General features: G+C 69.7%; 21 protein-coding genes. 16 read left to right on the forward strand and 5 right to left on the reverse strand.

Annotated features, from left to right (window positions below; genetic code table 11):
* The first annotated feature begins 407 nt into the window (after nucleotides 1-407).
* Nucleotides 408-1478: a hypothetical protein gene (locus ACIQMV_RS05440; protein ID WP_402591920.1), complete on the forward strand. Its 1071-nt coding sequence runs from the start codon at nucleotides 408-410 to the stop codon at nucleotides 1476-1478.
* A gap of 28 nt (nucleotides 1479-1506) precedes the next feature.
* A complete protein-coding gene (locus ACIQMV_RS05445; RefSeq protein WP_402591333.1) occupies nucleotides 1507-1842 on the forward strand; it encodes a hypothetical protein in 336 nt (111 codons plus the stop codon).
* On the opposite strand, the gene ACIQMV_RS05450 is transcribed toward ACIQMV_RS05445, so the two are convergent.
* The 4 genes from ACIQMV_RS05450 to ACIQMV_RS05465 form a co-directional block, all read right to left on the reverse strand.
* Complete coding sequence (locus ACIQMV_RS05450) at nucleotides 1839-2609, reverse strand: succinate dehydrogenase/fumarate reductase iron-sulfur subunit (protein ID WP_402591335.1); 771 nt, start codon at nucleotides 2607-2609, stop codon at nucleotides 1839-1841. The genes ACIQMV_RS05445 and ACIQMV_RS05450 overlap by 4 nt on opposite strands.
* A complete protein-coding gene (locus ACIQMV_RS05455) occupies nucleotides 2606-4549 on the reverse strand; it encodes a fumarate reductase/succinate dehydrogenase flavoprotein subunit (RefSeq protein ID WP_402591337.1) in 1944 nt (647 codons plus the stop codon). The genes ACIQMV_RS05450 and ACIQMV_RS05455 overlap by 4 nt, the downstream gene beginning before the upstream one ends.
* Before the next feature lie 25 nt (nucleotides 4550-4574).
* Nucleotides 4575-5411, reverse strand: a complete 837-nt coding sequence (locus ACIQMV_RS05460; protein WP_402591339.1) for a hypothetical protein — start codon at nucleotides 5409-5411, stop codon at nucleotides 4575-4577.
* 80 nt (nucleotides 5412-5491) lie between these two features.
* A complete protein-coding gene (locus tag ACIQMV_RS05465) occupies nucleotides 5492-5779 on the reverse strand; it encodes a hypothetical protein (RefSeq protein ID WP_398226310.1) in 288 nt (95 codons plus the stop codon).
* A gap of 329 nt (nucleotides 5780-6108) precedes the next feature.
* Here ACIQMV_RS05465 and ACIQMV_RS05470 point away from each other — a divergent pair, with 329 nt between their 5' ends.
* Nucleotides 6109-8376 carry an ABC transporter family substrate-binding protein gene (locus tag ACIQMV_RS05470; protein WP_402591921.1) on the forward strand — a complete coding sequence of 756 codons (2268 nt, stop codon included), beginning with the start codon at nucleotides 6109-6111 and terminating at the stop codon, nucleotides 8374-8376.
* A gap of 67 nt (nucleotides 8377-8443) precedes the next feature.
* Here ACIQMV_RS05470 and typA read toward each other — a convergent pair whose 3' ends face one another.
* The gene (gene typA, locus ACIQMV_RS05475) at nucleotides 8444-10351 is read right to left on the reverse strand and encodes a translational GTPase TypA (protein WP_402591341.1); all 1908 of its coding nucleotides are present in this window, start codon (nucleotides 10349-10351) and stop codon (nucleotides 8444-8446) included.
* A gap of 288 nt (nucleotides 10352-10639) precedes the next feature.
* On the opposite strand from typA, the gene ACIQMV_RS05480 reads away from it, so the two are divergent.
* The 13 genes from ACIQMV_RS05480 to ACIQMV_RS05540 all read left to right on the forward strand — a co-directional run bounded on the left by ACIQMV_RS05480 (nucleotide 10640) and on the right by ACIQMV_RS05540 (nucleotide 24811).
* The gene (locus ACIQMV_RS05480) at nucleotides 10640-11230 is read left to right on the forward strand and encodes a hypothetical protein (protein ID WP_402591343.1); all 591 of its coding nucleotides are present in this window, start codon (nucleotides 10640-10642) and stop codon (nucleotides 11228-11230) included.
* Nucleotides 11231-11827: 597 nt separating this feature from the next.
* On the forward strand, nucleotides 11828-13483 hold the full coding sequence (locus ACIQMV_RS05485; protein WP_402591345.1) for an ABC transporter substrate-binding protein: 1656 nt from the start codon (nucleotides 11828-11830) through the stop codon (nucleotides 13481-13483).
* 189 nt (nucleotides 13484-13672) lie between these two features.
* Complete coding sequence (locus ACIQMV_RS05490) at nucleotides 13673-14599, forward strand: ABC transporter permease (protein ID WP_253266065.1); 927 nt, start codon at nucleotides 13673-13675, stop codon at nucleotides 14597-14599.
* Nucleotides 14600-14632: 33 nt separating this feature from the next.
* Nucleotides 14633-15556: an ABC transporter permease gene (locus tag ACIQMV_RS05495; RefSeq protein WP_402591348.1), complete on the forward strand. Its 924-nt coding sequence runs from the start codon at nucleotides 14633-14635 to the stop codon at nucleotides 15554-15556.
* Nucleotides 15557-15607: 51 nt separating this feature from the next.
* Nucleotides 15608-16654: an ABC transporter ATP-binding protein gene (locus tag ACIQMV_RS05500; protein ID WP_402591350.1), complete on the forward strand. Its 1047-nt coding sequence runs from the start codon at nucleotides 15608-15610 to the stop codon at nucleotides 16652-16654.
* Nucleotides 16647-17807: an ABC transporter ATP-binding protein gene (locus ACIQMV_RS05505; protein ID WP_401773338.1), complete on the forward strand. Its 1161-nt coding sequence runs from the start codon at nucleotides 16647-16649 to the stop codon at nucleotides 17805-17807. The genes ACIQMV_RS05500 and ACIQMV_RS05505 overlap by 8 nt, the downstream gene beginning before the upstream one ends.
* 135 nt (nucleotides 17808-17942) lie before the next feature.
* Entirely contained in the window at nucleotides 17943-18398 is a 456-nt protein-coding gene (locus tag ACIQMV_RS05510) for a VOC family protein (protein ID WP_216372774.1), read from the forward strand.
* A gap of 94 nt (nucleotides 18399-18492) precedes the next feature.
* The gene (locus ACIQMV_RS05515; RefSeq protein ID WP_402591353.1) at nucleotides 18493-19083 is read left to right on the forward strand and encodes a GNAT family N-acetyltransferase; all 591 of its coding nucleotides are present in this window, start codon (nucleotides 18493-18495) and stop codon (nucleotides 19081-19083) included.
* Nucleotides 19084-19240: 157 nt separating this feature from the next.
* The gene (locus ACIQMV_RS05520) at nucleotides 19241-20854 is read left to right on the forward strand and encodes an ABC transporter substrate-binding protein (protein ID WP_402591355.1); all 1614 of its coding nucleotides are present in this window, start codon (nucleotides 19241-19243) and stop codon (nucleotides 20852-20854) included.
* Nucleotides 20855-20860: 6 nt separating this feature from the next.
* Nucleotides 20861-21784, forward strand: coding sequence for an ABC transporter permease (locus ACIQMV_RS05525; protein WP_141358729.1), 924 nt, complete (start codon nucleotides 20861-20863; stop codon nucleotides 21782-21784).
* Nucleotides 21777-22742 carry an ABC transporter permease gene (locus ACIQMV_RS05530; protein WP_402591357.1) on the forward strand — a complete coding sequence of 322 codons (966 nt, stop codon included), beginning with the start codon at nucleotides 21777-21779 and terminating at the stop codon, nucleotides 22740-22742. Before ACIQMV_RS05525 ends, ACIQMV_RS05530 begins: the two co-directional genes overlap by 8 nt.
* 7 nt (nucleotides 22743-22749) lie before the next feature.
* Nucleotides 22750-23736 (forward strand): ABC transporter ATP-binding protein, encoded by a 987-nt coding sequence (locus ACIQMV_RS05535; RefSeq protein WP_402591359.1) that lies wholly within the window; start codon nucleotides 22750-22752, stop codon nucleotides 23734-23736.
* Nucleotides 23717-24811: an ABC transporter ATP-binding protein gene (locus ACIQMV_RS05540; protein WP_141358723.1), complete on the forward strand. Its 1095-nt coding sequence runs from the start codon at nucleotides 23717-23719 to the stop codon at nucleotides 24809-24811. Before ACIQMV_RS05535 ends, ACIQMV_RS05540 begins: the two co-directional genes overlap by 20 nt.
* Nucleotides 24812-24836: the final 25 nt, after the last annotated feature.

The raw sequence follows: 24836 nt of genomic DNA on the forward strand, positions 1-24836 counted from the left end.
CGTCCGGTACCACCGGTGCGGAGAATGCCTCCGGTACGGATGACATCACCGGCGGGCGGGGGACCGCCGGCGCGGAGCCCGCGACCGGCGGGGTCAGTATCACCGGCGGGGAGGACGCGTCCGGCACGGACGACCCCGCCGGTGAGCGAGAGACCACCGGCGCGGAAAGCGCGACCGGCAGGGACGACAGCACCCGCGCGGGGAGCGAGACCGGCAAGGACGGCGGCACCCGCGCGGGGAGCGAGACCGGCAAGGACGGCGGCACACGCGCGGGGAGCGAGACCGGCAAGGACGGCGGCACACGCGCGGGGAGCGAGACCGGCAAGGACGGCGGCACACGCGCGGCGAGCGCGTCCGGTACGGGTGGCACCGTTGCCGGGCGAGAAGCCGCCGACGTGCCACGCGCCGTGGACACGGCGCGCACCGACCCCGATCCGGGGCGCGCGGGTCCGCCGTCCCGGCGGCGTCGTGGGCTGCGCTGGGTCCGTCGTGTCGCCCTCGGTGTCGTCCTGCTGCTGGTGTTGCCGCTGCTCGCCGCCGAGACCGCCCTGCGGGTGAACTACACGGGCGACCCCGCCGACGGGACGTACACCAGGGGCCAGGACGCGATCTGGCTGGGCCACGCCTGGGTGGACGGCAGGAAGACGGACGCCGATGTCGCGGCTCTTGCCCGGCGCCTGCGCGGCACCGGCATCCGCGACCTCTACGTGCACGCGGGACCGCTCGAACACGACGGCACGCTCCCCAAGTCGTCCTATTCCAAAGCCGGTTGGCTGATACCGGCCGTGCACCGCGCGCTGCCCGGCGTACGTGTGCAGGCGTGGCTCGGGGACGAACTGGCCACCGAGAGCCCGGACGGGATGCGACTCGAGCGGGCCGCGACGCGCGCGGCCGTCGTCACCTCCACCCGCGAGATCCTGGCGGCCGGTTTCGACGGCGCCCACTTCGACCTGGAGCCGCTGCACTCCGGCGACCGCGACTACCTCGACCTGCTCGACGACCTGCGCGCCGTCACCCGCGCCCACGGCGTCCCCCTGTCCGTCGCCGCTCACCAGATCGACCCGCTGCCCGCCTTCCACTCCGTGTGGGGCACGCTCACCAACCACCCCAAGTGGTGGTCGCAGGCGTACTTCGCCCAGGTCACCCGCCGTGTCGACCAGATCGCCCTGATGTCGTACGACACCATGCAGCCGCTACCGAGCCTTTACGGTGGGTACGTCGCCCAGCAGACCTCCCTCGCCCTGGAGGCCACCCCGCCCACGACCGACCTGCTGATGGGCCTGCCGTTCTTCCACGACAACCGCTTCGGCCACCGCGCCTCCGCCGAAACCGTTCCCGCCGCCGTCCGGGGTGTCCGCCTCGGCCTCTCCCGCACGGACGCCGGCCGTGAGCGCTTCGGCGTCGCGCTGTACGTCGACTTCGCCGCCACGGAGGACGACTGGACCGCGTACCGGGAAGGCTGGACCGACCTGTCATGATCACGGCGTCGATGGGAGGATGAGCGGCATGCACTCGACGGCGATGTGGACGACCGCCCTGGCCCTCGTGGTCGCGGCGGGCGGGGCAGCGATCGGGATCCTGGCGATCACGACCGGATGGGTGCCGACGGTCGGCCGGAAAAAGGTCCTGCGGCCCAAGCTGTGGGGGTACGGCTCACTGACCGCCGCCGCCGGCATGGGGGCGTTCCTCCTGTGCCTCGGCGGGCTCGGCGGCAGGCCGGCCGCCCACTTCAACCTCGCGCTCGTGGGCATGGCCGTGTTCTTTCTGGGCTCGTTCCTTCAGTTCGTGTCCCAGCGCCCCGCCCGCACGGACTCCCTGAACCGCCCCCAGGACGCGGCTTAGGACGACCGCCGCCCGATCTTCGACCCCAGCCACACCAGCGGGTCGTACTTGCGGTCGACGGCCCGTTCCTTCAAGGGGATCAGCGCGTTGTCGGTGATCCTGATGCCCTCGGGGCAGACCTCCGTGCAGCACTTGGTGATGTTGCAGTAGCCGAGCCCGTGCTCGTCCTGGGCCGCGCGCTTGCGGTCCAGGCCCGCGTCCGCGGCGGCGTCCAGCGGGTGCATGTCGAGTTCGGCGACGCGCATCAGGAAGCGCGGGCCCGCGTACGCCCGCTTGTTGTCCTCGTGGTCGCGCACGACATGGCACACGTCCTGGCACAGGAAGCACTCGATGCACTTGCGGAACTCCTGCGACCGGTCCACGTCCTCCTGGAACATGCGGTACTCGCCGGGACCGAGACCGTCCGGCGGGACGAAGGCCGGAACCTCGCGCGCCTTGGCGTAGTTGTAGCCGACGTCCGTCACCAGGTCACGCACGACCGGGAAGGTCCGCAGCGGGGAGACGCTGATCGTCTCCTCGGGCTCGAAGACCGACATACGGGTCATGCACATCAGTCGGGGCCGCCCGTTGATCTCCGCGGAGCACGAACCGCACTTGCCCGCCTTGCAGTTCCAGCGCACGGCGAGATCCGGCGCCTGGGTGGCCTGGATCCGGTGGACGATGTCAAGGACCACCTCGCCTTCGTTGACCTCGACCGCGAAGTCCTCCAGGCCCCCGCCCCGAGCGTCACCCCGCCACACCTTGAAGCGGGCCTCGTAGCTGCTCACTCGTACAGCTCCTCTTCGGTGAGGTACTTGACCAGCTCCTCCTTCTCGAAGAGGGCGAGCAGGTCGGGGCGAATGGGTTCGGTGGTCTCCCGGGAGAGGGTGATCTGGCCGCGTACGGGGTCCGTCGCCGCCAGCCCGCCCGTCGGGTCGGTCAGCCGGCACAGCAGGTTGATCCGGCGCCAGGCGCGCTCCATCGACGGGCAGTCCTCCCGGGTGTGCCCGCCGCGCGACTCCGTGCGCTCCAGCGCGGCGCGCGCCACGCACTCGCTGACCAGCAGCATGTTCCGCAGGTCGAGCGCGAGGTGCCAGCCGGGGTTGAACTGCCGGTGCCCCTCGACCCCGGCGCGCCGCGCGCGTACCCGCAGTTCGGCGAGCTTCTTCAGCGCCTGCTCCATCTCGCCCTCGCGGCGGATGATGCCGACCAGGTCGTTCATGGTCTGCTGGAGTTCCTGGTGCAGGGTGTACGGGTTCTCCGGCGGCCCGGCCGCCGGTTCCCCGTCCTGACCGCCCTCCGCCGAGAACGGCCGCAGCGCCTCCGCGGCCGCCGCGTCCACCTGGGTGCCGTCCACGGCCGGGCGTTCGCGCGCCGCCCCCCGCGCGTACTCGGCCGCGTGCCACCCGGCCCGGCGTCCGAACACCAGCAGGTCGGACAGCGAGTTGCCGCCGAGCCGGTTGGAGCCGTGCATACCGCCCGCGACCTCCCCGGACGCGAACAGCCCCGGCACGCCGCGGGCGGCCGCCGTGTCGGAGTCGACCGCGATGCCGCCCATGACGTAGTGGCAGGTCGGGCCGACCTCCATCGGCTCCGCCGTGATGTCGACGTCGGCCAGTTCCTTGAACTGGTGGTACATCGAGGGCAGCCGGCGGCGGACGACCTCGGCCGGCATCCGCGTCGACACATCCAGGAACACCCCGCCGTGCGGTGAGCCGCGACCTGCCTTGACCTCGGAGTTGATGGCGCGGGCGACCTCGTCACGGGGCAGCAGCTCCGGCGGGCGCCGGTTGTTGTCCGGGTCCTCGTACCAGCGGTCCGCCTCCTCCTCCGACTCGGCGTACTTCTCCTTGAAGACGTCGGGGATGTAGTCGAACATGAACCGCTTGTCCTCGGAGTTGCGCAGCACTCCGCCGTCGCCGCGGACCGACTCGGTGACGAGGATGCCCTTCACCGACGGCGGCCAGACCATGCCCGTCGGATGGAACTGCACGAACTCCATGTTCAGCAGCGGCGCCCCGGCGAGCAGCGCGAGCGCGTGCCCGTCGCCGGTGTACTCCCACGAGTTGGACGTCACCTTGAACGACTTGCCGATGCCGCCGGTCGCGATGACGACCGAGGGCGCCTCCAGCACGAAGAAGCGGCCGGACTCGCGCTCGTAGGCGAAGACCCCGCAGACACGGTCGCCGTCTTTGAGGACCCTCGTCACCGTGCACTCCTGGAAGACCTTCAGACGGGACTCGTAGTCCCCGGTCTCCCTCTTGTCCTCCTGCTGCAACGAGACGATCTTCTGCTGGAGCGTCCGGATCAGCTCCAGGCCCGTACGGTCGCCGACGTGCGCCAGGCGCGGGTACTCGTGCCCGCCGAAGTTGCGCTGCGAGATCCGGCCGTCCTTCGTACGGTCGAACAGCGCGCCCCAGGTCTCCAGCTCCCACACCCGCTGCGGCGCCTCCTGCGCGTGCAGCTCGGCCATCCGCCACTGGTTGAGGAACTTGCCGCCGCGCATGGTGTCGCGGAAGTGGACCTGCCAGTTGTCGTGCTCGTTGGCGTTGGCCATGGCCGCCGCGATGCCGCCCTCGGCCATCACCGTGTGCGCCTTGCCGAACAGCGACTTGCAGATCACCGCGGTACGCGCCCCGCGCTCGCGCGCCTCGATCGCGGCCCGCAGCCCGGCGCCGCCCGCGCCCACCACGACGACGTCCCACTCCTGCCGGTCCACCACGGACATCACAAGGCCCCACTCGTCGTACTCATCAGAAGAACCGCGGATCGTCGAAGGCGCCGGAGGCGACCAGGAACACGTAGAAGTCGGCGAGCGCCACGCTGAACAGCGAGGCCCAGGCGAGCTGCATGTGGCGGGCGTTCAGCCGGCTCACGAACTGCCAGAGGCGGTAGCGCACCGGATGCTTCGAGAAGTGCTTGAGCTTGCCGCCCACGATGTGCCGGCAGGAGTGGCAGGAGACCGTGTACGCCCAGATCAGCACGATGTTGGCCAGGAAGACCAGGGTGCCGAGGCCCATGTGGCCCCAGCGGTAGTGCTGGTCGCGGAAGGCCAGCACGGTGTCGTAGGTCAGCACGCCGGCGACCAGGATCGCCGCGTAGAAGAAGTACCGGTGGACGTTCTGCAGGATCAGAGGGAAGCGGGTCTCACCGGTGTACGTGCGGTGCGGCTCGGCGACCGCGCAGGCCGGCGGGGACGCCCAGAAGCCCCGGTAGTAGGCCTTGCGGTAGTAGTAGCAGGTCAGCCGGAAGCCCAGCGGGAAGATCAGGATGATGATCGCCGGGGAGATGGCCCACCAGCTGCCGAACAGGTCGGCGTTGGGTCCCGCGTGCATGGTCCGGCAGTTCTGCGCCAGACACGGCGAGTAGAACGGCGAGACGTACGGCGCCGCGTAGTAGTGCGCGTTCGCGAAAGCCCGCCAGGTCGAGTACACGACGAACGCGAGCAGTCCGGCCGCGGTGGCGGCGGGCGCCAGCCACCAGCGGTCGGTCCGCAGATGCCGGGCGGCGATCGCGGCCCGCCCGGGGGAGCGGACACCGCCGCCGAGCGGATGGGGTTGTGTGCCGGGAGGTTCCGTACCTGTGGCCAATGCGGGACGCACCTTCCTGTCGGGCTCGCCTCCGGGGCACTGGAGCCGGTGCCGAGCCCCTTCGGGTCATGCGCGGTCGGTTAGGGGGCGTGGCGGTCGCGGGCGCCGAGTCCCTCGTCGTCCGAGTCCGTCCACAGGGAGATGTCGTAGGGAGCGTCGGAGATGGTGACGAGCGAGGGCCGCTGGGGGGCGGCCTGACTCTGGGAGGCCTCGCGCAGCAGGGCCACACTCTCCCGCAGGTGGTCGGCGTCGGTACGCACGCGGCGTATCTCCAGCCCGCCACCGAGTTGCTGCTCCAGTCGGCCCACCGACCGCAGCAGATCGTCGAGGGCTCGCTGGACCGACGTCAGGTCGTCGTGCACGGACATGACGTGACCTCGCTTCCATGGGCGTACAGCCCTAGGCGGCAACGTTCATGCGCCTGCGAGTGTTGCGCGTCACACCTGTCGGTGGGAAGGGATGTGCCGCGATTGGCGGATTGCACATCCCACACGCACGCCCGCACGCGCTCTGTGTGCGCCGGGAACGACCTGCGCCGAACGGGTGACCTTCCGGACCCGCTCCGCCGTGTCGCCTCCGGCAGACGAACCCTTTCCTCTTCAGTGGGCCGTAGATCTGATGAGCACCAAAATACCGCCAAATGCGATCAAACCCCACCCGTGCCACCGGCGGGAGCGGCTCCACGGAGGTAGCGCAGATGTCCTACGACGGTGTCGGTCCGCGCGCGGTCATGCGCTCGGTCGCCTTCCTGGCCGCGGGCGCCCTCGCGGTGCCCCTCCTCGCCGGCTGCGGCTCGGACGACGAGGGCAACAAGCCGCTGGCCGCCCAGGACATCGCGCCCGCAGCCCGCAAGCAGATCGCCGACGGAGGCAGGCTGCGCTGGGCGGTGGACGCGATGCCTCAGACGCTGAACGCCTTCCAGACGGACGCCGACGCCGGCACCACCCGCATCGCCCAGGCCGTGCTGCCCACCATGTTCCGGCTCGACGCGAACGGCCACCCGCAGCCCGACGCCGACTACCTGGAGTCCGCCCGGGTGGTCGAGACCGAGCCCAAGCAGGTCGTCGTCTACCGGCTCAACCAGCAGGCCGTCTGGAGCGACGGCCGCGAGATCGGCGCCGCGGACTTCGCCGCCCAGTGGCGCGCCCTGTCCGGCAAGAACTCGGCGTACTGGACCGCCCGCAACGCCGGATACGACCGCATCGAGAAGATCGAGCGCGGCGCCAACGAGCTGGAGGTCCGGGTCACCTTCGCCCGCCCCTACGCCGACTGGCGGTCGCTGTTCTCGCCGCTGTACCCGAAGGACGTCATGGGCACCGCGAACGCCTTCAACGACGACGCCCGCAGGAAGCTGGCGGTCAGCGCCGGACCGTTCGCCGTGCAGAAGATCGACACCAAGGCCAAGGACATCGTCCTCGGCCGCAATCCGCGCTGGTGGGGCCGCCCCGTCAAGCTGTCCGAGATCGTGCTGCACGAGGTGCCGCGCGACAAGCGGGCCGCCGCCCTCGCCGAGGGTTCCGTGGACGTGGCCGACATCGACCCCGCCGACGTCCCGCGGATCACGTCCGCCGGCGCCCGGGGCGGCAGCCCCCTCCAGGGCCCGGCCGGCGGCCGCACCGCCGCCAGGGCGCTGCTCTCCTGGGCGGTGCTGCACGGATCCGACGAGCAGGCCGCCGAGCGTGAGCGCCGCACCCTGGCGGCGGAGCGCACGTCGCTCACCACGGACCCGCGGCAGCAGCAGGTGCTGCGCGACTTCCAGGTGCGCAAGTCGCTGGAGCCCGCGTACACCCAGCTCGCCCTCAACGGTTCCGAGGGCCCCCTGGCCGACGAGCGCGTCCGCCACGCGGTGGCGCACGCGCTGGACCGCAAGGAACTCGCCGAGATCGTCCTGAAGCCGCTCGGCCTGCCCGCGGTCCCGGTCGGCAGCCACCTCGCCGTGTCCGGCCAGAACGCCTACGCCGACAGCAGCGACGCCCTCGGCGGCCAGGACACCGCCCAGGCGCGGGACCTGCTCGCGGACGCCGGCTGGGTGCCAGGGCCGGTCAAGGACCCCAAGGAGTCCAAGGAGTCCAAGGAGCCCAAGGAGCCCAAGAAGGGGGACAAGGCGGCAGGCGGCGAGGGCCACGGCTCACAGAACTCCGCCGGGGACGGCGACGGGACGCGCAGCGTCGGCCAGAACGACCACGTGGAGGACGGCAAGGCGCCTGGCCCGAGCGAGCAGGAGCGGGACCACAAGGACCAGCGGGAGCAGCGCGGGCCGGGCGACGAGGGCGCCACGCAACTCGCCCAGGACGGCAGACAGTATACGAACGACCACCTCAAGCAGGGCGGCGCGCCCGGCGCCTACGCCCCCAAGGGCACCGCCGCGCCGCGGCCCGGCGCCGCCGCCGGGCCGCTGGCCAAGGACGGCAAGCCGCTCATGCTGCGCTTCGTGGTTCCCTCCGGCCCCGGCTCGGACTCGCTGCGCAAGGTGGCCGACCGGGTGACGGCCATGCTCAAGAAGGTCGGCGTCGGCACGGAGATCACCAGGGTCCCCGACGAGAGCTACTTCCGGGACCACATCGCCTCCGGGCAGTTCGACCTCGCGCTGTACTCCTGGCCCGCCTCCGCCTGGCCGGCCACCGACGCCCGCCCCATCTACGCCAAGCCCGTACCGGCCGCCGACGGCTCCCTGAACGTCCAGCAGAACTACACCCGCGTCGGCACCGACCAGGTCGACCAGCTCTTCGACCAGGCCCTCACCACCCTGGACGAGGACGAGCAGGCCGGCCTGCTGCGCAAGGCCGACGCCCGCATCTGGGCGGCGGCCGGTTCGATCCCCCTCTACCAGCGCTCCCAGCTGACGGCCGTCCGCAAGTACCTCGCGAACGTCGGGGCCTTCGGCTTCCAGACCCCCGTCTACGAGGACATGGGCTTCCTGAAGAAGGGGGCACAGCCGTCGGGCGGCGGGTCGCCGAAGGGCTGACGCCGCAAACACGCCGGCAGGCGCCGCTCCGGAGAGCGGCGCCTGCCGGTGACGTTGTGCCCGAGGGTCAGGCGTGCTTGGCGCGGCTGGCCGCGCGGGCGCGGTCGCGCTGGTCGAGGACGACCTTGCGGATGCGGACCGCCTCCGGGGTCACCTCGACGCACTCGTCGTCGCGGCAGAACTCCAGCGACTGCTCCAGGGAGAGCTTGCGCGGCGGGACGATCGCCTCGAACGAGTCGGCCGACGACGACCGCATGTTGGTGAGCTTCTTCTCCTTGGTGATGTTGACGTCCATGTCGTCGGAGCGGGAGTTCTCACCGACGATCATGCCCTCGTACACCTCGGTGCCCGGATCCACGAAGAGCACGCCGCGCTCCTGGAGGTTGGTCATCGCGAAGGCGGTGACGGCGCCGGAGCGGTCGGCGACCAGGGAGCCGTTGTTGCGGGTCTGCAGCGTGCCGAACCAGGGCTCGAAGCCCTCGTGGATGGAGTGGCCGATGCCCGTGCCGCGGGTCTGGGTCAGGAACTCGGTGCGGAAGCCGATCAGACCCCGGGAGGGCACGACGAACTCCATGCGGACCCAGCCGGAGCCGTGGTTGGACATGTTGTCCATCCGGCCCTTGCGCACGCCCATGAGCTGCGTGACGGCACCCATGTGCTCCTCGGGCACGTCGACCGTCATGCGCTCGACCGGCTCGTGAACCTTGCCGTCGACCTCCTTGGTGACCACCTGCGGCTTGCCGATGGTCAGCTCGAAGCCCTCGCGGCGCATCTGCTCGACCAGGATGGCCAGCGCCAGCTCGCCGCGGCCCTGGACCTCCCAGGCGTCGGGGCGGTCGGTTTCCAGTACGCGCAGCGACACGTTGCCGATCAGCTCGCGGTCCAGGCGGTCCTTGACCTGGCGGGCGGTCACCTTGCGGTCCTTGACGGCCGTCTTCGCGTCGGCGCCCTTGCCGGTGCCGCCGCGACCGACCAGCGGGGAGGTGTTGGTGCCGATGGTCATGGAGATCGCCGGCTCGTCGACCGTGATCAGCGGCAGCGCGATCGGGTTCTCGGTGTCCGCCAGGGTCTCGCCGATCATGATGTCCGGGATGCCCGCGACGGCGCAGATGTCACCGGGGCCGGCCTTCTCGGCGGGCTTGCGGGTGAGCGCCTCGGTCATCATCAGCTCGGAGATCCGCACGTTGTGCACGGAGCCGTCGCGCTTGATCCACGCGACCGTCTGGCCCTTGCGCAGCTCGCCCTGCTCCACGCGCAGCAGCGCGATACGGCCGAGGAAGTTGTCGGCGTCGAGGTTGGTGACGTGCGCCTGGAGGGGGGCGGCCTCGTCGTAGACGGGGGCCGGGATGTGCTGGAGGATCGTGGAGAAGAACGGCTCCAGGCTGCTGGAGTCGGAGGGGACCGTGCCGTCCTCCGGCTTGGTCAGCGAGGCGATGCCGTCCCGGCCGCACGCGTAGACGATCGGGAACTCGATCTGGTCCTCGTCGGCGTCCAGGTCCAGGAACAGGTCGTAGGCCTCGTTGACGACCTCGTCGATGCGGGCGTCGGGCCGGTCCGTCTTGTTGATGCAGAGGATCACGGGCAGCCGGGCCTGGAGGGCCTTGCGCAGCACGAAGCGAGTCTGCGGCAGCGGGCCCTCGGAGGCGTCGACGAGCAGGACGACGCCGTCGACCATCGACAGGCCGCGCTCGACCTCACCGCCGAAGTCGGCGTGGCCGGGGGTGTCGATGATGTTGATCGTGATGGGCTCCCCGCCGTCCTTGGGGTGGTACTTCACCGCCGTGTTCTTGGCGAGGATCGTGATGCCCTTCTCACGCTCCAGGTCGTTCGAGTCCATCATGCGGTCGTCGACCTGGTCGAGCTGGTGCGCGGCGAAGGCGCCGGCCTGCTTCAGCATGGCGTCGACGATGGTGGTCTTGCCGTGGTCGACGTGGGCGACGATGGCGACGTTGCGGATGTCGTGGCGCGTGGCCATAGTGAGGCGTACTCCCGAAGTGTGCGGACGACCTGCGCGTACGTCGGTGTTACGCGGGCCCTGCCGGGCGGGACACGCCACGGCCTCACCCCATGGTACGGGTTTCCATCACCCTGCCGTCGTCCCAGACCGGCGCGAAGGCCGCAACCGGCCGCAAGCTCAGGTTTCTCTCAAGTCGCTGGTGTCCCTTGGATCACGACTGTCTACTTTGACCCGGCCTCGTCATTCGGCGAGGCGGCCGCCCGGCCGGGACCAGCCGGCCGGGCCAGTTGAAACGGGGAGAAGACAGTGACCAAGAGGTTTGTCTCGGCGGTGGCGGCCACGGGTCTGGCCGCGGCGTCGATCGTGGTGCTCGGTCCGGTGACCTCGGCCAGCGCCAAGCCCCTGGTGTGTGAGCCGGGCTACAAGTCCGCGACCTGGTCCAGCCTGAGCAACGCCTGGGTGATCACCCACGCCAAGCAGATCAACATCCCCAGCGGAGGCACCGGCACCTACACCAAGTCCGCGACCTACCGCAGGACGGTCAGTTCCGGCCGGGAGATCACCGGCGGGGCCAGCTACTCGGCCAGCTGGGTCATCTCCAGCATGGATGCCCATGTCTCCGGGACCCTGACCAAGGCGGGGGAGAAGACGAAGGAGACGAGCGAGTCGGTCACCTTCAACTTCAACAAGCCGGGGACCTACGTGGTCTTCAGCGGTGTCAAGAAGGCCTCCGGCTACTACAAGGCCAAGACCTGCAACAGCAACGGCACGGACTGGACCAAGGTCGGCTACGGCAAGGCGCGCAGCTGGAACGTCCAGGCGGAGGGCGCCGTCAAGTGCAGCGAGAAGCCGAAGAGCGGGACCGTGAAGCTCGCGGCGAAGAAGGGGTACTGCTGACCCCTGGGCCCTGTCGGGCCCGCTGATCGGGGCGCACCACGCCCGGCCGCGGCCGGGGTTCCGCAAGGAGCCCCGGCCGCGGTGCGTTCGCGGGCGGGACCAGCGGATAGAGGGTTTTCCCTAGGGAGCGGCCGGGGGGCCGCTCAGGGATCGCATCAGCGACTCCGCGGCACTAGGGTGGCGCAAATGTGCCTGCCCTTCGGTGGGTGTGTCCCGGTTCATCCCGCTCGCGGTGTCGCGAGCACGACTTTGCCGGCGGACGCAACTGATTTGCCGTCACGTTGTCCGCTATCCGGACACTCGATCCCGATAGTTGTGTAACAAGTCCGTTTCGCAGGGATCTTTCGCCAAACGGTTTGTCCGGATTTTGGAAGATGTAGACATCAGGTGTGATCGAACCGAGACCAAATGGCAGTGGTCCCACCGGTGAGCAATGGCAGATAGTTAGGCGCGTAGAGCTCGGGTCGACGGGTCATGCGCTGCAGGAGGCGCCGACTCACGAGCGTTGCGGGTGCATCCGACCTTCCCCGTTCTTCGTGTCCGCGGGATGTCGTGTGCTCCGCCTTGCGGTGAACATAGGACTCAGAGGAGGAACCCATGCGTGGTGCCAGGAGCGCCAAGTGGGTCGCTGGTGCAATCGTCATAGCCCTGGCTGCGACCGCTTGCGGAGGCGGCGACGACAGCAGCAGCGGCGGCAGCGGCAAGGGCTCCGGCAAGGACGGTGGCTCCTTCCGGATGGGTATCACCGAGCCGGTGGCCATTGACCCCTACAACGCCCAGGAGTCCGAGGGCATCCTCGTCACGACCAACCTCTTCACCGGTCTGTACCTGCCGACCGCCGACGGTCAGGTCGTTCCGGCACTGGCCACCTCGAAGAAGGTCAGCTCCGACGGCAAGACCTGGACCTTCGGCATCAAGAAGGACACCAAGTTCACCAACGGCGAGGCCGTGGACGCCGAGTCCTTCATCCGCGGCTGGAACCGCGTGGCGCAGAAGTCGGCCGCGTCCGACGTCGCCTACCACATGGCCGGCGTCGAGGGCTTCGGCGACGTGCAGTCCGGCAAGGCCAAGACCATGACCGGCCTGAGCGCCCCGGACCCGAACACCCTCCAGGTGAAGCTGTCCGAGCCGGACTTCGAGTTCTACATCAAGCTCACCCACACGGTCTTCAGCCCCGTCCCGAAGGTCGCGGGCGACGCCAAGAACAAGGCGTACAACGACGCCCCCATCGGCAACGGCCCCTTCAAGATGTCGGGCAAGTGGGAGCACAACAAGTCGATCACGCTCGTCCGCAACGACGACTACGGCCTGACGAAGGCGCACCTGGACAAGGTGCAGATCGACATCCTGAACTCCAACAACGGCGTGACGCTGGAGTACCAGGGCTTCGAGTCGGGTCAGTACGACTGGGCCCGTATGCCCACCCCGCAGCTGCCGGCCGCCAAGGCCAAGTACGACCCGCAGGGTGAGTGGCTCGAGCAGGACACCAACGGTATGAACTACCTCCTGCCGATCACGGACAACGGTCCGCTGAAGAACGCGAAGGCGCGCGAGGCCGTCTCCTACGCGATCGACCGGGACGCCATCATCAAGGGCGTCTTCCAGAACATGCAGAGCAAGTCGACGACGATCCTGCCGCCGGCGTTCAAGGACGTGTACCAGAAGGACCTGTGCACCTCCTGTGTCGCGCAGGACAAGGCCAAGGCCAAGCAGCTCGCCAAGGAAGGCGGCCTGAAGCCGGGCACCACCATCGAGCTCGGCTACAACACCGGTGCGGGCCACGAGGAGTGGATCCAGGCCGTCAAGCAGCAGCTCGAGGAGGTCCTCGGCGTCAAGGTGAAGGCGACCGGCAAGCCGTTCGCCGAGCTCCTCGGCGACCAGCAGAAGCCGAACGCGACCGGCCTGTACCGCTTCGCCTGGGGCGCGGACTACCCGACGCCGGACAACTTCCTGTACCCGCTGCTGGACACCGCGTCGATCAACAAGGACGCCTCCGGCAAGGTCACCGGTGACAACCGCGGCCGCTACAGCAACAAGAAGTTCGACGACCTGCTCGCCAAGGCCCGCGCCACCGAGGACCAGGCCGGCCGCAACGCGATCTACAAGGAGGCGGAGAAGGTCGCCATGGACGACATGGCCCTGATCCCGCTCTGGAACCGTCACCAGCTGCGTCTCGCCAACACCAAGAAGTTCGACAACATGGCGATGGACTTCCACGAGGACCCGAACCTCGCTGAGATCAAGCTGAAGTAACGGGTCGCCGCGCACGGCGCGGAATCCGGAAACCGGGGGTCGTGGGGTTCGAGCTGGGGCTCGGACACCACGACCCCCGCCGACCGTCGGGAGGGGTGTGATCCACCTCTCCCGCCCCCACCCCACCCCCCCACATTCCGGGGCGCGAGGGAGCTGCTGAGGAAGTGGCAGCGAGGTAGAGAGGCAGTTATGGGAAGGTACGTGGTCCGCAGGCTGGGCCAGCTCGTCGTGGTCGTGCTCGGCGCGACGATGATTCTGTTCGCCTGCCTGTTCGTGATCCCCGGCGACCCGGTGGGTCAGATCGCCGGCAGCGACAAGGCGCGGGACCCGGCCGTCATCGCGGAGATGCACAAGCAGTACGGACTCGACAAGCCGCTGGTCGTCCAGTACGGGACGTACGTCGGCAAGCTCGTCACCGGCGACCTGGGCACGGACTACACGCAGAGCCGGCCGGTGACCGAGATCCTGGTCCCGAAGCTCGGGAACACCGCGAAGCTGGCTGTCGCAGCCATCGTGATCGACATCGTCATCGGTATCTCGGTCGGCGTGCTCGCCGCCATGCGCAGATACTCCGTCTGGGACGTGTCGGCGACCTTCCTCACGACCCTGGCCATCGGTGTGCCGTCCATCGTGCTCGGCATGATCATGCAGCGCGTCTTCGTCATCGAGCTGGGCTGGTTCCCGCTGATCGCCGGCGACAGTCTCGACGCCATCGTCCTTCCCGCCGTGACCCTCGCCATCATCGACGCGGCCCTCGTGGCCCAGCTCGCGCGCAGCACGATGCTGGAGGTACTGCGCGCCGACTACGTCAAGACGGCCATCGCCAAGGGCCTGCCCCGCCGGACGGTGCTCGCCCGGCACATCATGCGCAACTCGGTCATCCCGGTGATCACCTACCTGGGAATCTCCTTCGGCTCGCTGCTCGGCGGCGCCATCATCACGGAGACGATCTTCAACTGGAACGGCATCGGCCTCGCGCTGATCCAGGCGATCCAGCAGAACAACAACCCCATCATCGTCGGGGTGGTGACGATCAGCGTGGCGGTCTTCGTCGTGCTGAACCTGATCGTCGACCTGCTGTACGCCGCTCTCGACCCGCGCATCCGCCTTGCCTGACCCGCAGGGTCGTTTTCCTCTAGGAGTCACACAATGACCGAACTCGTCTCGGGCACGGGAGAGCCGACGGCGGCCGGCCCCGCCCCGGCGCGGCCGGACGCCGAACCCAGCGTCGCCAGGGTCAGCCAGTGGTCCGACATCCGGCACCGCTTCTTCGCCAACAAGCTGGCCGTGGTGGGCCTGGCGATCATCGTCGTCCTCATCCTGGTCGCGATCTTCGCCCCGCTGCTCGCGCCGTACGACCCGCTCAAGCAGAACCTGATGAACACGCTGCAGTCCCCGGGCGGCGATCACCTGCTGGGCACCGACGCCCTCGGCCGCGACCAGCTCTCCCGGCTCATCTACGGCAGCCGCATCGCCATCGTCGTGGGTCTCGCCTCGATCCTCGTGGCCCTCACCATCGGCATCCTGCTGGGCTCCCTGGCCGGTTACTACGGCCGCTGGGTCGACACGGTGATCATGCGCGTCGCCGACATCTTCTTCGCCTTCCCGCTGCTCATCGGCGCCATCGTCATCATCCTGCTGATGGGCCGCGGCGTGCTGCCCGTCGTGCTCTCGCTCGGCATCTTCACCTGGGCGACCTTCGCCCGCCTGCTGCGCAGCCAGATCCTCTCGGTGCGCGAGATGGACTACGTGCACGCGGCCAAGGCGCTGGGCGCGAGCCAGAGCCGGATCATCCGCAGGCACATCCTCCCCAACTCGCTGACGTCGGTGCTGGTGTACGGCACCAGCAACGTCGGTATCGCGATCGTGGCGGAGGCGTCGCTGTCGTACCTCGGCGTCGGCGTCGACCCCGAGGTCGCCGAGTGGGGCAACATGATCGCCGCGGGCCGCGGCTTCATGGGCGTCAAGGACTTCATGTGGACGTACCCGAGCCTCGCCATCGTCATCACCGCGCTGGGCTTCATCCTGCTGGGCAACGGCCTGCGCGACGCGCTCGACCCGAAGCTGCGGTGAGGCACCGCCATGAGTCGAACCCCTGTGACCAAGCACGATGAAGGTGACGGCATGACCAGCCTGGAGATGGCACCCGGCAACACTGGGGCGGACGGGACCGCGCCGCTTCTCGAAGTCCGCGACCTGCACGTGGAGTTCAAGGTCCGTGACACCGTGACCAAGGCGGTCAACGGCGTCAACTACAGCGTCAGGGCGGGCGAGACGCTCGCCGTGCTCGGTGAGTCGGGCTCCGGCAAGTCCGTCACCGCGCAGGCGATCATGGGCATTCTGGACAGCCCGCCCGGACGGATCGCCAAGGGCGAGATCTTCTTCCAGGGCCAGGACATCCTGCGCCTGCCGGAGAGCGAGCGGCGCAAGCTGCGCGGCGCCAAGATGGCGATGATCTTCCAGGACGCGCTGTCCTCGCTCAACCCGGTGCTGTCGGTGGGCTACCAGCTCGGCGAGATGTTCCGGGCGCACCAGGGCATGTCCAAGAAGGACGCCAAGGCCAAGGCCATCGAGCTGATGGACCGCGTGCGCATCCCGGCCGCCGCCCAGCGTGTCGGCGACTACCCGCACCAGTTCTCCGGCGGTATGCGCCAGCGCATCATGATCGCCATGGCGCTCGCCCTGGAGCCGGACCTGATCATCGCCGACGAGCCGACCACGGCTCTCGACGTGACCGTCCAGGCCCAGGTGATGGACCTGCTCGCGGAGCTTCAGCGCGAGTACAACATGGGTCTGATCCTGATCACCCACGACCTGGGTGTGGTCGCGGACGTCGCCGACAAGATCGCGGTGATGTACGCGGGCCGGATCGTCGAGACCGCGCCGGTGCACGAGCTGTACAAGCGCCCCGCGCACCCGTACACCAAGGGCCTGCTGGACTCGATCCCGCGCCTGGACCACAAGGGCCAGGAGCTGTACGCGATCAAGGGTCTGCCGCCCAACCTGCAGGCGATCCCGCCGGGCTGCGCGTTCAACCCGCGCTGCGGCATGGCCCAGGACATCTGCCGCACCGACGCACCGCCGCTGGTGCCGGTGACCGAGCGCGACGGCACGGAGCTGCCCGGCCGTCGCTCCGCATGCCACTTCTGGAAGGAGACGATCCATGGCTGAGCCCACGAAGCTCGCGAAGGACCACGAGCCGCAGGACGACGCCACGCCGAACGTCTCCGAGGTGGACACCGTCGACGCGGCCTCCGAGGAGGAGGCGGTCGCGGCGATCGACGCGCCCGTCGACCGCGGCGAGCCGATCCTCCAGGTCCGCAACCTGGTCAAGCACTTCCCGCTGACCCAGGGCATCCTGTTCAAGAAGCAGATCGGCGCGGTCAAGGCCGTCGACGGCATCTCCTTCGACCTGTACCAGGGCGAGACCCTGGGCATCGTGGGCGAGTCCGGCTGCGGCAAGTCCACCGTCGCCAAGCTGCTGATGAACCTGGAGCAGGCGACCGCCGGCGAGATCTTCTACAAGGGCCAGGACATCACCCGGCTGTCCGGGCGCGCGCTGAAGGCGGTGCGCCGCAACATCCAGATGGTGTTCCAGGACCCGTACACCTCGCTCAACCCCCGTATGACGGTGGGCGACATCATCGGCGAGCCCTTCGACATCCACCCCGAGGTGGCCCCCAAGGGCGACCGGCGCCGCAAGGTGCAGGAGCTGCTGGACGTCGTCGGCCTCAACCCGGAGTACATCAACCGCTATCCGCACCAGTTCTCCGGCGGCCAGCGCCAGCGCATCGGCATCGCCCGCGGCCTCGCGCTCAACCCCGAGGTCATCATCTGCGACGAGCCGGTCTCGGCCCTGGACGTGTCAGTCCAGGCGCAGGTCATCAACCTGATGGAGCGCCTGCAGGACGAGTTCAACCTCTCCTACGTCTTCATCGCGCACGACCTGTCGATCGTCCGGCACATCTCGGACCGCGTGGGCGTGATGTACCTCGGCAAGATGGCCGAGATCGGCAGCGACGAGCAGATCTACGAGCACCCGACGCACCCCTACACCCAGGCGCTGCTGTCGGCGGTTCCGGTGCCGGACCCCGAGGCCCGCGAGCACCGGGAGCGGATCATCCTGGCCGGCGACGTGCCGTCCCCGGCCAACCCGCCCTCGGGCTGCCGCTTCCGCACCCGCTGCTGGAAGGCCCAGGACAAGTGCGCCGAGGAGGTCCCGCTGCTCGCCGTGCCCGAGCGCTTCAAGGGCTCGGACTCCCCGGCGGCCCACGAGTCGGCCTGCCACTTCGCCGAGGAGAAGGACGTCGTCGGCGCGGCATGACCCGCTGAGGCACAGGGCCTGATCCCCGAACTGGTTCCCGGTACCGCAGGACGGTGCCGGGAACCAGCCGTATGCGCCGGCCGTTTCCCGGTCGGCGGGCAACGTCACGGAGCGCCGGAGAAGGGGAGCCACTGGGTGACACTGCATCACATCGAGCTCTGGGTGGCCGACCTGGAGCGCGCCCGCGCCTGCTGGGGCTGGCTCCTCGAACGGCTCGGCTGGTCGCCGTACCAGGACTGGCCGGCGGGGGTGAGCTGGCGGTCGGGTGACACCTACCTCGTGATCGAGCGGTCCCCGGCCCTCCGCGGGGACCGGCACGACCGGCTCCGCCCCGGCCTCAACCACCTGGCGTTCCATGTGCCCACCCGGCACGGGCTCGACGCCCTGGTCACCGAAGCGTCCCGGCACGGCTGGACACTGATGTTCGCCGACCGTCACCCGTACGCCGGCGGCCCCCGGCACTACGCCGCCTACCTGGAGAACGCCGACGGCTTCGAAGTGGAGCTCGTGGCCCGCCCCGAGCCGGCCGGGGAGCACGCCGACGCCGCGCCGGACGGAACGGATCCCGGACCGCCCGGCGAGCACCCGTGACGCCGGGCGACGTCCGCGTGCCGGGTGGCGTCCGCGTGCCGGGCGGGCACAGCGCTGGGCGGACCGGTTCCCTACTGTTCCCAAGGAGCACCCCATGACGGAGACCGCGGCGGCGAACGCCCTGCCGTACACGGAACTCGACGGCTTCGGCCTGCGCCTGCGGGCCTGGCGCGAGGACGACGTGCCGGCCCTGCTGAGGGGCCTGAACGACGCCGAGTCGCGGCGCTGGTCCGGCGCCCAGCCCATGCCCATGGATGAGGCCGGAGCGCTGGCCTTCATCGCCAGACGCGCCGCGCTACTCGAACAGGGCACGTTCGCGCCGTACTGCGTCACCGACGCGGCCACCGCAGAGGTGCTCGGAAGCGTGGAACTCCACAAGATAGAGCCCCGCATGGGCCACGCCGGGGTCGGGTACTGGCTCCTGCCCGAGGCGCGCGGCCGCGGCACGATGACCCGGGCCGTCGAGCTGTGCGTCCGCTGGGGCTTCGAACAGCTCGGCCTGCACCGCATCGATCTGGGGCACGCCGTCGGCAACACGGCCTCCTGCCGGGTCGCCGACCGCTGCGGCTTCGTGTACGAGGGCGTGCTGCGCGGTTTTCTGCCCGCCTCGGGCGCGCCGGGCACGTACGACGACACCCACCTCCACGCGCGACTCGCGACGGACCCGTACCCGGCTTTCGCCTGAGCGTGCCAAGGATGCCGAGGACCCCGCCGATGACGTAGTCGGTCGGTCCTCCGTGGACCCTTCCACCCGTCCGGCGGGAGTGCCCGGTGCGGCGACCGCGTGATATGCGGCTTATGTGCTGATATGTCTCAGGTCACCGCATCCCGAGGAGGCACCCATGCGTGGAGTCGCGCGCGCTGCCGCGGGGGCGGTGGGGGCCGTGCTCGTCCTCGCCGCCTGCGGGGGCGGGGGAGCGGGCGTCGGCGCCAAGGCGCTGACCGCCTCCTGGGGCGACCCGCAGAACCCGCTGGAGCCGTCCAACACCAACGAGGTGCAGGGCGGCAAGGTGCTCGACATGATCTTCCGCGGGCTGAAGCGGTACAACCCGAAGACCGCCAAGGCCGAGAACATGCTCGCCGAGCGCATCGACACCACCGACTCGCGGCACTTCACCATCACCGTCAGGAACGGCTGGCGGTTCAGCAACGGTGAACCAATCACCGCCAGGTCCTTCGTCGACGCCTGGAACTACGGCGCGAGCCTGCGGAACAACCAGAAGAACGCCTACTTCTTCGGCTACATCGAGGGCTACGGCAAGGTCCACCCCGAGAGCGGAAAACAGAGCGCCGAGACCCTCTCCGGGCTGAGGGTCACCGGCCCGCGCACCTTCACCGTCACCCTCGCCCAGAAGTTCTCCACCTTCCCCGACACCCTCGGATACGCCGCCTTCGCCCCGCTGCCCCGCGCCTTCTTCACCCACCACGCCGCCTGGCTGGACAAGCCGGTGGGCAACGGCCCGTACACCATCGAGTCGTACACCAGGGGCGCGCAGATGACCCTCAGGAAGTGGGACGGCTACCCCGGTCCGGACAAGGCACGGAACGACGGCGTGACCCTGGTGGTCTACACCGACAGCAACACCGCGTACACCGACGTGCTGGCCGGCAACCTCGACCTCGTCGACGACATCCCCGCCGGCCAGCTCAAGAACGTGCGGACCGACCTGGCCGGCCGCTACATCAACAGCCCGGCCGGCATCCTGCAGACCCTCGCCTTCCCGTTCTACGACCCGAAGTGGAACACCGGCGGGGCGCGCAAGGTCCGCACCGGCCTGTCCATGGCCATCAACCGCAAGCAGATCACCGAGACCATCTTCCGGAACACCCGCACCCCGGCCACCGACTGGACCTCACCGGTCCTCGGCACGGCCGGCGGCTTCAAGCCGGGCCTGTGCGGCCGTGCCTGCGACTACGACCCCGCCGGGGCCAGGAAGCTGGTCCAGGAGGGCGGCGGGCTCCCCGGCGGCCAGGTGAAGATCACGTACAACGCGGACACGGGCTCGCACAGGCAGTGGGTGGACGCCGTGTGCAACTCCATCAACAACGCGCTCGGCAACGACAGGGCATGCGTCGGCAACCCGGTCGGCACCTTCGCCGACTTCCGCAACCAGATCGGCCGGCACCGGATGACCGGACCCTTCCGGGCCGGCTGGCAGATGGACTACCCGCTGATCCAGAACTTCCTGCAACCGCTGTACTACACGGACGCCTCCTCCAACGACGGCAAGTGGTCCGACAAGCGGTTCGACCACCTCGTCGACCGGGCCAACGCCGAGACCGACAGACCCCGGGCGATCGGCCTCTTCCAGCAGGCCGAGGGCGTCGTACGGGACAACATGGCCGCCATCCCGCTGTGGTACCAGAACGGCAGCGCCGGCTACTCCGACCGGCTGCACAACGTGGCGCTCAACCCGTTCAGCGTCCCCGTCTACGACGAGATCAAGGTCGGCTGATCCGGCATGGGACGGTATGTCGCCAGGCGGCTGCTCCAGATGATCCCGGTGTTCTTCGGGGCCACCCTGCTGATCTTCGTGATGGTGAACGTGATGGGCGACCCCATCGCCGGACTGTGCGGCGAGCGCGCCTGCGACACCGCGACGGCCGCCCAGCTCAGACGGGAGTTCGGCCTCGACAAGCCGCTGTGGCAGCAGTACGCGACCTACATGGGCAACGTGTTCACCGGCGACTTCGGCACCGCGTTCAACGGGCAGCCCGTCACACAGCTGATGGCGTCGGCGTTCCCCGTCACCATCCGGCTGACCGTCGTCGCGATCCTCTTCGAGATCGTCGTCGGCATCACCCTGGGCGTGCTGACCGGACTGCGCCGGGGCCGTCCCGTGGACACCTCGGTCCTGGTCCTCACCCTCGTCGTCATCTCCGTCCCCACCTTCGTCACCGGTCTGCTGCTGCAACTGCTGTTCGGCGTCCAGTGGGGCTGGATCAGACCCTCGGTGTCCCCGGCGGCGGCCTTCGGCGAGCTGATCGTGCCCGGCCTGGTCCTCGCCTCCGTCTCCCTCGCCTACGTGACCCGGCTGACCCGTACCTCCATCGCCGAGAACCGGCGCTCGGACTATGTGCGCACGGCCGTCGCCAAGGGACTGCCCCGGCGCCGGGTCGTCGTCCGGCACCTGCTGCGCAACTCCCTGATCCCCGTGGTCACCTTCATCGGCACCGACATCGGCGCGCTGATGGGCGGCGCCATCGTCACCGAGCGCATCTTCAACATCCACGGCGTCGGCTACCAGCTCTACCAGGGCATCCTGCGGCAGAACACCCAGACCGTCGTCGGCTTCGTGACGGTCCTCGTCCTGGTCTTCCTGGTCGCCAACCTGCTCGTGGACCTGCTGTACGCCGTACTCGACCCGAGGATCCGCTATGCCTGAGCAGTCGCAGGAGCCCGAGCGCGTCATCGCCGGAACCGGCATGGGCGGTGCGATGGACCTCGCGGCGAGCGAGGCGACGACGCTGGAGCGGGCGCCGGGCGGGCCGGAGGGCAAGCCCCGCTCCCTGTGGTCCGACGCCTGGCGCGACCTGCGCCGCAACCCCGTCTTCATCCTCTCCGCGCTGGTGATCTGCTTCCTGGTCGTCATCGCGATCCGGCCGTCCCTGATCGCCTCGGGCAACCCGCTCACCTGCGACCTGGCCAGAGCCCAGGACGGCCCCGCGCCCGGCCATCCCTTCGGCTTCGACGGCCAGGGCTGCGACGTCTACACGCGCACCGTCCACGGCACCCGCGCGTCCGTCACGGTCGGCGTGTGCGCCACGCTAGGGGTGGCGCTCTTCGGATCGGTGCTGGGCGGGATCGCCGGATTCTTCGGCGGCGCCGGAGACGCCGTGCTGTCCCGGGCCACCGACATCTTCTTCGCCATCCCCGTCGTCCTCGGCGGTCTCGTCCTGCTGTCCGTCGTGCCGAGCAACACCGTCTGGCCGGTCGTCGGGTTCATCGTGCTGCTCGGCTGGCCGCAGATCGCCCGGATCGCGCGCGGCTCCGTCATCACCGCCAAACAGCTCGACTACGTCCAGGCCGCCCGCGCCCTGGGCGCCTCCAACTCCCGCATCCTGCTGCGGCACATCGCGCCCAACGCCGTCGCCCCGGTGATCGTCGTCGCCACCATCGCGCTCGGCACGTACATCGCGCTGGAGGCCACCCTGTCCTACCTCGGTGTCGGGCTGAAGCCGCCCAGCGTCTCCTGGGGCATCGACATCTCCGCCGCCTCCCCGTACGTCCGCAACGCCCCGCACGCGCTGCTGTGGCCCGCCGGGGCGCTGGCGATCACGGTCCTGGCGTTCATCATGCTCGGCGACGCGGTGCGCGACGCCCTCGACCCGAAGCTGAGGTGACGGCGCCATGCTGCTCGAAGTCCGTGATCTGCACGTGGAGTTCCGGACCCGGGACGGCGTCGTCCACGCCGTCAACGGAGTCGGCTACGAGGTGGACTCCGGGGAGACGCTCGCCGTCCTCGGGGAGTCCGGCTCCGGCAAGTCCGTGACCGCGCAGGCGGTCATGGGCATCCTCGACGTGCCGCCCGGCCGGATCAGCGGCGGGCGGATCCTCTTCCGCGGCAGGGACCTGCTGCAACTGAAGGAGGACGAACGGCGGCGGATCCGGGGCGCCGAGATGGCGATGATCTTCCAGGACGCGCTGTCCGCGCTGAACCCGGTACTGACCGTCGGCGACCAGCTCGGTGAGATGTTCGTCGTGCACCGGGGCATGTCCCGCAAGGACGCGCGCGCCAGGGCCGTGGAGCTGATGGACCGGGTGCGCATCCCGGCCGCACGGCAGCGTGTCGGCGACTACCCGCACCAGTTCTCCGGCGGTATGCGCCAGCGCATCATGATCGCCATGGCGCTGGCCCTGGAGCCGGCGCTCATCATCGCCGACGAGCCGACCACCGCCCTCGACGTCACCGTCCAGGCCCAGGTGATGGACCTGCTCGCCGAACTGCGGCGCGAGTACCGCATGGGGCTCGTCCTCATCACCCACGACCTGGGCGTGGTCGCCGACGTCGCCGACAGGATCGCGGTGATGTACGCGGGCCGGATCGTGGAGTCCGCGCCGGTGCACGACATCTACAAGGCGCCCGCCCACCCGTACACCAAGGGCCTGCTGGACTCGATCCCGCGCCTGGGGCACAAGGGCCGGGAGCTCTACGCCATCAAGGGCCTGCCGCCCAACCTCCAGGCGATCCCGCCCGGTTGCGCGTTCCACCCGCGCTGCCCCATGGCCCGGGACGTGTGCCGCACGGACGTACCGCCCCTGTACGAGGTCTCCGAAAGCCGCGCGAGCGCCTGCCACTTCTGGAGGGAGTGCCTGGATGGCAGAGCAGACGGCTGAGCGGACGGCCGAGCCGATCCTGGAGGTCAGCGGGCTCGTCAAGCACTACCCGCTCACCCGGGGCGTCCTGTTCAGGAAGCAGATCGGGTCGGTCAAGGCGGTCGACGGCGTCGACTTCACCCTGGCCCGGGGCGAAACGCTCGGCATCGTGGGCGAGTCCGGCTGCGGCAAGTCCACGGTCGCGAAGATGCTGTGCAACCTGGAGCGGCCCACCGCGGGCGAGATCCGCTACCGGGGCGAGGACATCACCCGGCTGTCCGGCCGGGCGCTGAAGGCGGTGCGCCGCAACATCCAGATGGTGTTCCAGGACCCGTACACCTCGCTCAACCCCCGTATGACGGTGGGCGACATCATCGGCGAGCCGTACGAGATCCACCCCGAGGCGGCCCCCAAGGGCGACCGGCGCCGCAGGGTGCGGGAGCTGCTGGACGTGGTCGGCCTCAATCCGGAGTACATCAACCGCTATCCGCACCAGTTCTCCGGCGGCCAGCGCCAGCGCATCGGCATCGCGCGGGGACTGGCCCTGCGTCCCGAGATCATCGTCGCCGACGAGCCGGTCTCCGCGCTCGACGTCTCGGTGCAGGCCCAGGTGATCAACCTGATGGAGCGGCTTCAGGACGAGTTCGACCTGTCCTACGTCTTCATCGCGCACGACCTGTCGATCGTGCGGCACATCTCCGACCGGGTGGGGGTCATGTACCTCGGGCGGATCGTCGAGATCGGCACCGACGAGCAGATCTACGACCATCCGACGCACCCCTACACCCAGGCGCTGCTGTCCGCCGTTCCCGTGCCGGACCCCGGGGCACGGGAACGCCGGGAGCGGATCATCCTCTCGGGAGACGTGCCGTCCCCGACGAACATCCCCTCCGGCTGCCGCTTCCGCACCCGCTGCTGGAAGGCGCGGGAGCGCTGCACGCTGGAGGTGCCGGAGCTGGCGGTGCCCGCGGAGTTCCGGCACGACACCGGGCCGGCGGTGCACCCCTCGGCGTGCCACTACGCGGCGGAGCTCCAGGTGGTGCCGCCGGAGGAGCGGGACACCGGGGGACAGGGCAGCGGCACCAGGGCACCGTGACCGCTTCGGCGCGCGGACGCCCCTC

It is taken from the genome of Streptomyces sp. NPDC091412 (genome assembly GCF_044756885.1).
In the GTDB taxonomy this organism is placed as follows: domain Bacteria; phylum Actinomycetota; class Actinomycetes; order Streptomycetales; family Streptomycetaceae; genus Streptomyces.